The 11,715-nt window shown below is 71.1% G+C and carries 13 protein-coding genes; 10 read left to right on the forward strand and 3 right to left on the reverse strand.

The window, feature by feature from the left end:
- Window positions 1–116: 116 nt before the first annotated feature.
- The 10 genes from ACIRHA_RS16710 (at window position 117) to ACIRHA_RS16755 (ending at window position 8,860) form a co-directional block, all read left to right on the forward strand.
- Window positions 117–1,565, forward strand: a complete 1,449-nt coding sequence (locus tag ACIRHA_RS16710) for an MFS transporter (RefSeq protein ID WP_403845693.1) — start codon at window positions 117–119, stop codon at window positions 1,563–1,565.
- On the forward strand, window positions 1,528–2,376 hold the full coding sequence (locus ACIRHA_RS16715) for an FAD binding domain-containing protein (protein WP_403845696.1): 849 nt from the start codon (window positions 1,528–1,530) through the stop codon (window positions 2,374–2,376). Before ACIRHA_RS16710 ends, ACIRHA_RS16715 begins: the two co-directional genes overlap by 38 nt.
- Window positions 2,377–2,393: 17 nt before the next feature.
- On the forward strand, window positions 2,394–4,814 hold the full coding sequence (locus ACIRHA_RS16720; protein WP_403846492.1) for a xanthine dehydrogenase family protein molybdopterin-binding subunit: 2,421 nt from the start codon (window positions 2,394–2,396) through the stop codon (window positions 4,812–4,814).
- Window positions 4,811–5,350 carry a (2Fe-2S)-binding protein gene (locus ACIRHA_RS16725; protein WP_403845700.1) on the forward strand — a complete coding sequence of 180 codons (540 nt, stop codon included), beginning with the start codon at window positions 4,811–4,813 and terminating at the stop codon, window positions 5,348–5,350. The genes ACIRHA_RS16720 and ACIRHA_RS16725 overlap by 4 nt, the downstream gene beginning before the upstream one ends.
- Window positions 5,341–6,021, forward strand: a complete 681-nt coding sequence (locus ACIRHA_RS16730) for an SRPBCC family protein (protein ID WP_403845703.1) — start codon at window positions 5,341–5,343, stop codon at window positions 6,019–6,021. Before ACIRHA_RS16725 ends, ACIRHA_RS16730 begins: the two co-directional genes overlap by 10 nt.
- Window positions 6,018–6,164: a hypothetical protein gene (locus ACIRHA_RS16735; RefSeq protein WP_403845705.1), complete on the forward strand. Its 147-nt coding sequence runs from the start codon at window positions 6,018–6,020 to the stop codon at window positions 6,162–6,164. Before ACIRHA_RS16730 ends, ACIRHA_RS16735 begins: the two co-directional genes overlap by 4 nt.
- A gap of 71 nt (window positions 6,165–6,235) precedes the next feature.
- Window positions 6,236–6,748, forward strand: coding sequence for a hypothetical protein (locus ACIRHA_RS16740; RefSeq protein ID WP_403845708.1), 513 nt, complete (start codon window positions 6,236–6,238; stop codon window positions 6,746–6,748).
- Entirely contained in the window at window positions 6,745–7,074 is a 330-nt protein-coding gene (locus ACIRHA_RS16745) for a transcriptional regulator (RefSeq protein ID WP_403845711.1), read from the forward strand. The genes ACIRHA_RS16740 and ACIRHA_RS16745 overlap by 4 nt, the downstream gene beginning before the upstream one ends.
- Window positions 7,071–8,009 (forward strand): ABC transporter ATP-binding protein, encoded by a 939-nt coding sequence (locus ACIRHA_RS16750; protein ID WP_403845713.1) that lies wholly within the window; start codon window positions 7,071–7,073, stop codon window positions 8,007–8,009. The genes ACIRHA_RS16745 and ACIRHA_RS16750 overlap by 4 nt, the downstream gene beginning before the upstream one ends.
- A gap of 11 nt (window positions 8,010–8,020) precedes the next feature.
- The gene (locus ACIRHA_RS16755) at window positions 8,021–8,860 is read left to right on the forward strand and encodes an ABC transporter permease (protein ID WP_403846494.1); all 840 of its coding nucleotides are present in this window, start codon (window positions 8,021–8,023) and stop codon (window positions 8,858–8,860) included.
- Window positions 8,861–8,972: 112 nt separating this feature from the next.
- Here ACIRHA_RS16755 and ssuE read toward each other — a convergent pair whose 3' ends face one another.
- From ssuE to ACIRHA_RS16770, 3 genes are all read right to left on the reverse strand, one after another.
- Window positions 8,973–9,530 (reverse strand): NADPH-dependent FMN reductase, encoded by a 558-nt coding sequence (gene ssuE, locus ACIRHA_RS16760; protein WP_403845715.1) that lies wholly within the window; start codon window positions 9,528–9,530, stop codon window positions 8,973–8,975.
- A gap of 71 nt (window positions 9,531–9,601) precedes the next feature.
- Window positions 9,602–10,366, reverse strand: coding sequence for an alpha/beta hydrolase (locus tag ACIRHA_RS16765; RefSeq protein ID WP_403845717.1), 765 nt, complete (start codon window positions 10,364–10,366; stop codon window positions 9,602–9,604).
- Window positions 10,363–11,712 (reverse strand): LLM class flavin-dependent oxidoreductase, encoded by a 1,350-nt coding sequence (locus ACIRHA_RS16770; protein ID WP_403845719.1) that lies wholly within the window; start codon window positions 11,710–11,712, stop codon window positions 10,363–10,365. The genes ACIRHA_RS16765 and ACIRHA_RS16770 overlap by 4 nt, the downstream gene beginning before the upstream one ends.
- Window positions 11,713–11,715: the final 3 nt, after the last annotated feature.

The following is an 11,715-nucleotide window of genomic DNA, read 5'->3' on the forward strand; positions in this document are numbered from 1 at the left end:
AGGGCAATCGTACGTGCTCGGATTACCTCCATTTCCCCCACTGCTCCCCCGCCTCATCGGTAACTCAGGCACCTCCCGTCGCAGTTCGTCCCCCGACACGACCCTGTGGAGCGCACATGAGAACAGGCGATCAGATCGTTCAGGATCTCCCCTGGAGATGGAACGTCCAGGGAAAGATCTTCATCATCGGAGGTCTCGGCTACCTCTTCGACGCGTACGACATCGCCCTGAACGGCTTCCTCATGCCGCTCCTGGGCCAGCACTTCGACCTCTCCCTCGGCGCCCGAGGTCTCGTCGCCACCGCCAATCTGGTGGGCATGGCCGTCGGCGCCATCGCCTGGGGCGCCGTCGCCGACCGGATCGGCCGCAAGAAGGCGTTCAGCGTCACCCTGCTGATCTTCGCCCTCTTCTCCGTCCTGGGCGCGCTCTCCCCCACATACGAGGTCTTCCTGCTGCTGCGCTTCCTCGCGGGAGTCGGGCTCGGCGGCTGTATTCCGGTGGACTACGCGCTGGTGGGCGAGTTCTCGCCGCGCAAGTACCGGGGCCGGGTGCTCACCGCGCTCGACGCCTGGTGGCCGGTGGGGGTGACCCTGTGCGGGCTCGTGTCCACGGGCATGCTGTCCCTCGACGGCAACTGGCGCTGGATGCTCGCGACGATGGTGCTGCCCGCGCTGCTGCTGTTCTGGGCGCGCCGGGGCATTCCCGAGTCGCCCATCTACCTGACGAAGAAGGGCCGCGAGGCCGAGGCGCGAGTCGTCATCGACGACCTGGTGGCCCGCACGGGCGCGACCGTCGAGCCGTACGTCATCCCCGAGCCGGTGCCGGACGAGGGCCCGCGCGGGGTCGCCGCAGCCGCCCAACAGCTGCGCAACATCTGGGCGTTCAGCCCGCGCATCACCTCGGTGGCCTGGCTGCTGTTCGCCACCATCATGCTCGTGTACTACGCGGCACTGAGCTGGATGCCGTCGATCCTCAAGGAGGAAGGGCAGGGTGACACGGCCGCCTTCATGAGCACGACGCTGATGAGTGGCGTGGGCATCGTCGGTGTGCTCGTCTCGACGGCCCTGGTCGATCTGGTCGGCCGCAAGTGGCTGATCGGTGTCTCGGCCCCGGTCGCCTCGCTCGCCCTCGTGATCTTCGCGATCGTGCGGGACATGCCGACCGGCTCGGTCGTGACCATCGGCGTGTTCGGCTTCCTCGCCCAACTCGCCATCCCCGCCCTGTACGCGTACGTATCCGAGCTGTACCCGACCGAACTGCGGGCCAGCGGCTTCGGCTGGGCCTCCTCGGTCAGCCGGGCGCTCACCGGCTTCGCCCCGCTGTTCTTCGGCTCGGTGCTGTGGCCCCTGCTTGGCCTTCCGCTGACGTTCGCGGTGCTCGGCGCGGCCGTGCTCCTCGCCGTGGTCTGGATGGCCGTGGCAGCGCCGGAGACGAAGGGACGGGAACTGGACGATCCGGACCACGACGGCGGCGGTCAGCCCTCCCCGCGACAGGAAAACCAGGAAGACCGGAAAGACCAGGAGAACCATGAAACCAGCCCCCTTCGGCTATCACAGGGCTCGTGACGTCGACGGCGCCACCCGGCTGCTGGCCGAGCTCGGCGATGACGCGAAGGTCATCGCCGGCGGCCAGAGCCTGGTCGCCATGATGAACTTCCGGCTCGCACGGCCCGGCCACCTGGTCGACATCGCGGGACTGCGCGAACTCGACGGGATGCGCCGGGACGCGTCGGGCGCCCTGCACATCGGGACGCTCACCACCCATCACACGGTGGAGACCGACCCGGAAGGTGTGCTGGGCCGTGAGTTCGCGGTGCTGCGCGAGGCCATGCTGTGGATCGGACACCTGCCCATCCGTACGCGCGGAACCATCGGCGGCAGCATCGCGCACGCCGACGCCACCGCCGAGTGGTGTCTGCTCGCGCTCGCGCTCCGGGCCGAATTCGTGGCCCGCGGCCCGCGCGGTGAGCGCCGCATCGCGGCCGGGGACTTCTTCCTCGGCTACTACACCAGCGCGCTCGACCCCGACGAGCTGCTGGTCGAGGTCGTCTTCCCGCACCCGGCCCCGCACGCCGCGCTCACCGAGTTCGCCGAGCGCCAGGGCGACTTCGCGCTGGTGTCCGCCGCGGTGGACCTGGATGTGGAGGGTGGTTCGGTGCGCGGCGGCCGGGTGGCGCTCGGCGGGGTCGCGGCCATGGTGGTCCGGGTGCCACAGGCGGAGGCGGTGCTCGCGGACGGCGGTACCTTCGCCGACTGCGCGGAGGCGGCGGCCGAGGGCATCGAGCCCCCGTCGGACGCCTCGGGCAGCGCGCACTACCGCAAGCAGCTTGTCCGCACGCTGGTGCTGCGTGCCTGTGAGGAGGCGATGAGCCGATGACACACCCGGATCAGCCGATGGCACATCCGGATCGGCCGGTGACACACCCGGTTCAGCCGGTGACACATCCGGCAGACACCAACGGGCGGTTGACCGGGCGGTCGGTGGCACGCCGCGAGGATCCGCGGCTGCTGTCCGGGCGCGGCCGGTTCGTCGACGACATCGCGCTGCCCGGCATGCTGCACGCCCAGTTCGTGCGCAGCACGGTCGCGCACGGCGAGATCGCCTCCGTCGATCTGACGGCGGTACGCGAGGTGCCGGGCGTGGTCGCCGCGTTCACCGCCGATGACCTGGACCTGACGGACATCACGGCCGAACTCGGCCGTCCCCGTGAGGAGTTCGTGCCCACCGCCATGCCGGTGCTCGCCCGCGACCGGGTGCGCTATGTCGGCGAGCCCGTCGCGATCGTGGTGGCACGGGACGCGTACGCCGCCGAGGACGGCCTGGAGGCGGCCAAGGTCCGTTACACGACGCTGCCCCCGGTCACCTGCGAGGCCGAGGCCCTGGCGCCCGGCGCCCCGCTCGTCCACGAGGAGGCAGCGCGCAACACCCTGGTCGATGTCTCGCTGTTCGCCACGGAAAGCATCGACGAGGTCTTCTCCTCGGCCGAGTGTGTCGTCCACGTCGAGTCGCGGACCGGCCGGCAGAACGCCCTCCCGCTGGAGACGCGCGGGGCCGTCGCCCACTGGGACGACCGGGAGGAGCAGCTCGTCCTCAACACCTGCACCCAAGTCCCTCACCAGGTACGGACGGTGGCCTCGCGCTGTCTGCACCTCGACGAGCGGGCGGTGCGGGTCGTCGTGCCCGACATGGGCGGCGGCTTCGGTCAGAAGTGCGTCGTCGGCCGCGAGGAGATCGCCGCGGCCGCCGCCGCGCTGCGGCTGCGCCGGCCCGTGAAGTGGATCGAGGACCGCAAGGACGCGCTGTCCGCCTCGTTCCTCGCCCGCGAGCAGCACTACGACGTCCGGGCCGCCTTCGACACCGACGGACACATCCTGGGGCTCGACGCGGACGTGGTGTGCGACATGGGCGCGTACTCCTGCTACCCGTTCACCGCCGGCATCGAGCCGCTGATGGCCTCGGCGGAGATGCCCGGCGTCTACAAGGTGCCCGCCTACCGGGTACGCGGCCGTGCGGTCACCACCAACAAGGCGCCCACCGCCCCGTACCGCGGAGTGAGCCGTCCGCAGTACGTGATGGTGATGGAGCGTCTCTTCGAGCGCGCCGCCCGCGAGTTGGGCCTCGACGCGGTCGAGATCCGCCGCCGCAACGTCATCACCGAGTTCCCGTACACGGGCGTCAACAACATCACGTACGACCCGGGCTCCTACCTGGAGTCGCTCGACCTGTGCGAGCGACTCGTCAGGGACGAGGGCTGGTACGAGAAGCAGGCGGCCGCCGCGGCCGAGGGCCGGTACCTCGGCATCGGCTACTCCTGCTTCAGCGAGCGCACCGGATATGGGTCCACGGCCTTCGCCCAGCGCAAGATGCAGGTCGTGCCCGGTTTCGACATCTCCGAGGTGCGGATGGACACCAGCGGAGCGATCACCGTCACCAGCGGCACGATGAGCCACGGACAGAGCCACGAGACGACGCTCGCGCAGATCGCGGCGGACGAACTCGGCCTGGACCTGCGGAAGGTGAAGCTGCATCAGGGCGACACCGACCGGATCACGTACGGCTACGGCACCTTCGCCAGCCGCTCCGTCACCATCGGCGGCAGCGCGGTCCGGCTCGCCGCGGCCAGGCTCGGCGAGAAGCTGTGCCGGATCGCGGCGGCGCTCTGGGAGTGCGACCCGGGCGAGGTGGAGCTGACGCGCGGCGGTGTGCGACGCGCGGACGGCAGCGTCCTCACGTACGAGGAGCTGGCCGACATCGCGTACCTGCGCGCCCACCTGCTGCCCCGCGACATCGAGCCGGGACTGAGCGCCACCGCCACCTTCGACGTGTTCAACGACGGCACCTTCTCCAACGCCACGCACGCGGCCGTCGTCGAGCTCCACCAGGGCACCGGGCAGGTGGAGATCCTGCGGTACGTGTGCGTCGAGGACTGCGGTGTCGCCATCAACCCGCAGGTCGTGGAGGGTCAGTGCCGTGGTGGCATAGCCCAGGGCATCGCGGGCGCGCTCTTCGAGCAGGTGACGTACGACGCGCAGGGCGAGCCCTCGGCGACCAGCTTCATGGACTACAAGGTGCCGACCGCCCACGAGATCCCCGACGTGCTCATCCACCACCTCGAGACACCGTGCACGTTCAACGAGACCGGCGCCAAGGGCACCGGTGAGGGCGGCACCATCGGCGCGCCCGCCGCGATCCTCAACGCCGTCAACGACGCGCTGCGCCCCACCGGCACGGAACTCGACCACACACCGATCACCCCGGAGACGGTGCACCGCGCCCTGAACCTGGAGTCCTCAAGCCTGGAGCCCACCTCATGACCACCACCCCGGACAACCTGCTCCTGCTCACGTTGACCGTCAACGGAGAGGAGCACGAGGTGATCACCGAGCCGCGCCGCACCCTCGTCGACGTACTCCGCCACGACCTGCGCCTGACCGGCACACATGTCGGCTGCGAGCACGGCATCTGCGGGGCCTGCACGGTCCTGGTCGACGAGCGGCCCGCGCGGGCCTGCCTGATGTTCGCCGCGCAGGCCGAGGGCGCCCGGATCCGCACCGTCGAGTCCCTCGCGGACCCGGCGACCGGTGAACTGAACGATCTGCAACGGTCGTTCACCGAGCACCACGGCCTGCAGTGCGGCTTCTGCACACCCGGATTCCTGATGCTCGCGGACGGGTTCCTCGCCGAGCGTCCGGAGGCGACCAAGGAGGAGATCCGCGAGGTCGTGGCCGCCAACCTCTGCCGGTGCACCGGCTACCAGACCATCGTCGAGGCCATCGACTCCTGCGCCACCGCCCGCCGCACCGGCTGCGCCAAGACCTGCACCACCAGCGAGGAGACAGCATGCAGCTGACCAACACCGTCGTCGTCAACGCCGCCCCGGACGCGGTGTTCGCTCTCGTCAGCGACGTGGAGAAGGTGGCGTCCTGCATGCCGGGCGCGGCCCTCGAGGGCCGGGACGGCGATGCCTGGCGGGGCGCCGTCAAGGTCAAGGTGGGCCCGATCAGCGCCGCGTACGCGGGCACGGTGCGCTTCCTGGAGGTCGACGCGGAGAAGCGCCGCCTGCGCGTCCACGCCAGCGGCGCCGACACGCACGGCAACGGTGACGCCGAGGCCGAGGTGATCCTGGACATCGGCGAGGACGCGGCGGGCGCGCGGCTGGAACTCAGCACCGATCTGCTGATCCGCGGCAAGCTGGCCCAGTTCGGCAAGGGCGCGATCGCCACGGTCTCGGACCGGATCCTTCAGCAGTTCGCGCAGAACCTCGGGAATCTGCTGCTGGACCGGGGGCCCGCCGCGGCTGCACAGCCCAGGTCCGCGACCACCGCGACCGCAACCACCGCCACCTCAACCGCCGCCACCGCTCCCGCCGAACTCGACGGCCTCTCGCTCGTCGCGGGCCCCCTCTTCGCCAAGTACGGTCCGGTCGCCGCCGGTCTCGCCGTCGGGCTGTTCCAGGGTTGGATGCTCGGCAAGCTGCGGGCCCAGTCGTCCCAGCTGAAGGACCTGCGCCGGCAGGGGTGACTCACGCGGACTCGCAGGTGGCGATCGTGGGTTACGGGTCCACCGGCGCGGCGCTCGAACAGCGCCTGCTCGCGTGCGAGGCCACCGTTGTGCGCGCCGACGCCCTCCTGGATCGAGTCCGCCGCACCTCGGTGCGACTTTGACTTGCCTGGATGGAAAGTCGAGCGTAACTTTCCCCCTGGGAAAGTAGAGCGGGGACGGGAGGGCGAGACGCGTGAGCACGCCGGTCGATGCCGAGCAGGCATGGAGGGATCTGCAGCGCATTCGTGTGCCGCAGGAGCGGGTGTACGACGAGGTGGAGCGGTCCGCGGCGGCCGGCTCGGGCAGCCCCTGGGTCACGGCCGCGATCATGTGGCTGTTCCTGGCGGGCCTGGGGCTGGAACTGCCCGGGTGGGGCGTGGGCCTGGTCATGGCGGCGTACGTCGCGCTGCTGGGCGGTCTCGCCGTGCGCCATCAGCGGCGCAGCCGGGTGCTCCTGCACCACACCCGGACCACACCGCGCATGTTCGCCGCCTTCGCGGCGGGGGCGGTGGTGACCGGAGGGACGGTGCTGCTCTCAGGACACCTGGTCGATTCGCTGGAGCCGATGACCGGCAGCCTGATCCAGGCCACGGTCTCGGCGGCTGCGTTCGTCCTTTTCGTCGGGCCGACGAGCCGCTGGGCGGCCAGGTCGGCGCGGAGCCACGAGGCCCGCACGCCGGGCACGACGGCGGAGGCCGGCCGATGAGTGTTCCCGCGGGATTCGACGAGCTGATCCACCCCGCCACCCGGCTTTCGGTGGTCTCGCTGCTCGCCGCCACGGAGTGGGCGGAGTTCTCCTTCGTCCGCGACAGCCTCTCGCTCAGCGACTCCGCGCTCTCCAAGCAGCTGCACACCCTTGAAGAGGCCGAGTATCTGGAGCTCCGCAAGGAGGGCGGCGGCCGCAACCGGCGCACCAGGGTGCGGCTGACGGACCGTGGACGCACCGCCTTCGAGGGCCATGTCGCGGCGCTGCGGGCCATCGTCCAGGGCGCCGGCTCGGCGGTACCCACCACCTCAGAGGTGGCGCGATGACGGCCGAGCGCACATCCGACCGGCCCGTCGTCGTGCAAGCTCGCGACATCACGATGACGTACGGCGACATCGACGTCCTGCACGGCGTGGACCTGGACATCCACCGTGGCGAGGTCTTCGCGCTGCTCGGTCCCAACGGGGCGGGGAAGACGACCACCGTCGAGATCCTGGAGGGCTTCCGGCGCCGGTCCGCGGGGGAAGTGAGCGTGCTCGGTACGGATCCGGAGCGCGGCGACGACGCGTGGCGGGCGCGGATCGGGCTCGTTCTGCAGTCGTGGCGCGATCACGGCCGCTGGCGGGTCGGCGAGTTGCTGAGGCACTTCGCCACGTATTACCCCGACCCGCGCGACCCGGCCGAGCTGCTGGCCCTCGTCGGCCTCACCGACCAGGCCGACCGGCAGGTGGCCCGGCTCTCCGGCGGTCAGCGCCGGCGTCTCGACGTGGCCCTCGGTATCGTCGGCCGCCCCCAACTCCTCTTCCTGGACGAGCCGACCACCGGTTTCGACCCGGAGGCGCGGTACGAGTTCCACGCCCTGGTCGAGCGCCTGGCCCGCGACGAGGGTGTCACCATCCTGCTCACGACCCACGACCTGGTGGAGGCCGAGCGGCTCGCCGACAGGATCGCCATGCTGGTCGGCGGCCGGATCCGGGCCTGCGGCACACCCGCGGAACTGGCCCGCAGGGCCGCCGCCCGCGCCGAGGTCCGCTGGACGTCCGAGGACGGGACGCCTCGCCGCGAACGCACCGCTGACCCCTCGCAGCTCGTCTGGGATCTGCACCGGGACGCGCCAGGGCCGATCGCCGACCTGGAGGTCCGGCGGCCGACGCTCGAAGACACGTATCTGCACATGGTGAACCTGGCGGCCGACGGCACGGACATGGAGCCGGATTCGGACGAGCACGAGACAAGGAACAAGGAGTCGCGGGCCGCATGAGGAATCCGTCCATGACGAACAGCTGGCGCGCCGGGATCCAGCGCGGCGGCATCGAGCTGCGGCACCTCGTGCGCAACGGCAAGGAGATGTCCGGCCATCTGACCAACGTGGTCGTCGCGCTGGTCATCGCGGCCTACATGAGCAGCGACGTGCCGGGGACCCGGACGCCGATGGCGCACTTGGTGGTGGCGGGCTTCGCCGCGTATCTCCTCTTCCAGGTCGGCCTGGTCACGCTCCCGCAGATCCTCGTGACGGAGCGGGAGGAGGGGGCCCTGCTGCGGCTGCGTGCCACGCCCGGCGGGATTCCGGCGTACCTGGTCGCCAAGTGCCTGCTGATCGTGGCCGTTTCGGTCGCCACCCTGGCCCTGCTCCTGGCGGCCGCGGCGCTGGTCGCCGACGGTCCCCTGCCGCAGGGGCCGGGCGGCTGGCTGACGCTGGCGTGGGTCACGACGCTCGGACTGCTGGCCGTCGTGCCGCTCGGCGCCGCCATCGGCGCGGTGCTGCCCAACCCGCGCGAGGCACTGGCCCTGATCATGCTGCCGGTGATGGGGCTGCTGGTCACCTCCGGGGCGGTGTTCCCGCTCACCGTGCTGCCCGTTCCGGTGCAGCAGGTGGCGTCGGTCTTCCCGCTCAAGTGGATGGCGCAGGGCCTGCGTTCGGCGCTGCTGCCGGATGCGGCACGGGCCGCCGAGCCGGCCGGTTCCTGGGAACTGCCCATGGTCGCCCTGGTGTTGACCGCCTGGACCGTCCTCGGCTTCCTCCTCGCGATCCCGCTGCTGCGCCGCGCCGCCCGCCGCGAATCCGGCTCGCGCCTGACGGAGCGGCACCGTAAGGCGGCGCTCCAGAGCTGACGGGCGGCCCCGCGCACGGAACCAAAGGCCCTACGCCTTCCGGCCGACCCTGCGCTGGGCGATCTCGTGGGTGTCGTCGACCGTGGGGATACCGGTACTCGGGTTGTCCGGGTCACCCCGCCTGCGCCAGTGCCACCGTCCGTCCGCCGAGCGCCGCGGAGAACCGGTCCGTGACCTCGGCGAGTGCCTCCGCGGACGGCTCGGCGATAGCCAGGTCACCGTTCTCGTCGACCGTGACGTCCCGGTCGAGGGTGAACCAGCCGGGGAGGATGTGATGCGGGCCCATCGAGTTCAGGACGGGGCGCAGGGCGTAGTCGAGGGCGAGGACGTGGGCCGTGGTGCCGCCCGTCGCGAGGGGCAGCACGGTCTTTCCGGCCAGGGCGTACTGCGGGAGCAGGTCGAGGAGCGACTTCAACAGGCCCGAGTAGGCGGCCTTGTAGACGGGTGTGCCGATGACGATGCCGTCCGCGCGCTCGAACCGGGCGACGGCGTCGACGATGGCCGGGTGCCCGAACTCCGCGCCCAGCAGCGCGTCGGCAGGCAGGGTGCGCACCTGCAATGAGGTCACCTCATGTCCCTGGTCGCGCAGCCGTTCGTCGAGGTGTTCCAGGAGTCGCGCGGTGCGGGACGTCGCGGAGGGGCTGCCGGACACGGAAAGGATGGTGGCCATGGTGGGGCCTTTCGTGAGAGGTGTGGGGCGGGAGCGGGCCAGGGACTACGGGTACCGCCGGTGGGTGGTGTTCACCACGCGCTCGACACGACCGTGACCGCGGGCGTCAGGCCTTCGCGCAGTGCTTCGAGGAACGTCACGACCTCCGCGGCCACCGAGCGGTGCTGCTTGTCGTTGAGCACGTCGTGGTGGGCGCCGTGGACGACGGCCAGGCGGGCCGAGGCCAGCTTCTGGGCCGTGAGCGCGAGGGCGTCGCGGTCGGACAGGGGGTCGGCGTCGCCGGCCAGGAGCAGGTGCGGGAGGTCCGCCGCGCTGTCGTGGGCCCGCTCCAACACCGCTTCTGGCACTGGTGTGTTCAGCTCTCCGCGGCGTACGCGGGTGTCGTCCGTGAGCACGCCGCGGTGGGTGGGGCAGGAGGTGCGGACGTCGAGTTCCTCGTCCCACGCCTCGGTGGTGGCGGCCGCCCTGCCCGGCAGCCCCGCCAACACCACGGCGTCCGCCCGCAGCCGGAGCGCCCGGGCCGGGTCCGCGATGAGGGCGGCGACCGCCGCGGCGCCGCTGTCGGCGCCCACCAGCACCAGCGGGGCGACCGCTTCGGACGTCGTGCCGTCAGCCGCCTCGACGAGCTGCTCGGCGAGGACGTCGAGGGTGGCGTCGAGGTCGTCGCCGCTCAGGTCAGGGGTGTCCACGACCCGTACACGGTAGGCGTCCGCGGCGAGCCGCTTGCCGAACCGCTCGTAGACGGCACGTGTCTCGCCGCGTCCGGGCACCACGAGGACGGTGCCGCGGGTGAGCAGGCCCTCGGGGGCGAGGTGGTCGGTGTACTGGCGGGTCATCGCAGGGCTCCAAGGGGCGCGGATTCGATGGTGTTGCGGTTGGCCGGGATCGGCAGGCCGAGGTGGCCGCGCAGGGTGTCGGCCTCGTACGCGGTGCGGAACAGGTCGCGCTTCTGGAGGATCGGTACGACGCCGTCGACGAAGAGCTCCAGTTCGTCCTCGGTGCGGAAGGCGAGGTTGATGCCGTCGAAGGTGCCGGCGTCGAACCACTCCTCGATCCGGTCGGCGACCGTCTCCGGCGCCCCGACGAACGGCGAGCGGCGGAACTCCGCCAGGGACTGGGCGACTTGACGCAGAGTGAGGTTCTCGGTCCGGGCCCGTTCGATGATCTTCGCGGCCCCTGTCCTGCCGCCCTTCTCGGCCAGGTGGGCGACGTCGGGGAAGGGGGCGTCGAGGTCGTGGACGCTGAAGTCGTACGCGCCGAAGGAGCGGCCGAGCAGGGCGAGGTGGCGGTCGAAGTCGTTGTCCTCCTCGAAGATCTCGCGCTCGCGGCGGCGGGCTGCCTCGTCGGTGGCGGCGACGATCGGGCCGCCGTGGATGAAGATCTTGATGTGTTCGGGGTCGCGGCCGTGGGCGGCGGTGCGGCGCTTGATGTCGGCGTAGTACTCCTGGGCCTGCTGGAGGGGCCCACCGGGTGCGTAGATGCCCTCGGCGACGCGGGCGGCGAGGTCGCGGCCCTCCTCGGAGACACCGGCCTGGAAGATGACCGGCTGGCCCTGCGGGGAGCGCGACAGGTTGAGCGGGCCCGCGACCCTGAAGTGCTCGCCCACGTGGTTCAGTTCGTGCAGCTTGGCCGGGTCGAGGAACACGTTGCGTTCTACGTCGGCGGGGAACGCGTCGTCCTCGTACGAGTCCCACAGGCCGCGGGCGACCTCGACGAACTCCAGGGCCCTGCCGTAGCGGGTGGCGTAGTCGAGGTGTTCCTCGAACCCGTAGTTGCGCGAGGTGCCGGTGTCGAAGCTGGTGACGACGTTCCAGCCGGCCCGGCCGCCGCTGATGTGGTCGAGGGAGGCGAAGCGGCGGGCCAGGTTGAACGGCGAGTTGTACGTCGAGCTGGCCGTGCCCACGAGGCCGAGGTGGCGGGTGTGCGTGGCAACGGCGGAGAGCAGGGTGAGGGGTTCGAGCCGGTTCAGGTAGTGGGAGGGGTACGTGGCGTTGATGAACTGGCTGTCGACGACGAACAGGGCGTCGAACAGGGCGTGTTCGGCGGCCTGCGCCTGCCGTATGTAGTAGTTGATGTCGATGCTGGCGTCGTTGGCGACGCGCGGGTCCTTCCACAGGCCGTGCTGGCCGGGGCCGCCGACGCCGTAGGGGTGCAGAGCGAGGTGGATCTTCTTGCGGGGCATGGG

The organism is Streptomyces sp. NPDC102360 (assembly GCF_044766085.1).
Classification (GTDB): Bacteria; Actinomycetota; Actinomycetes; order Streptomycetales; family Streptomycetaceae; genus Streptomyces.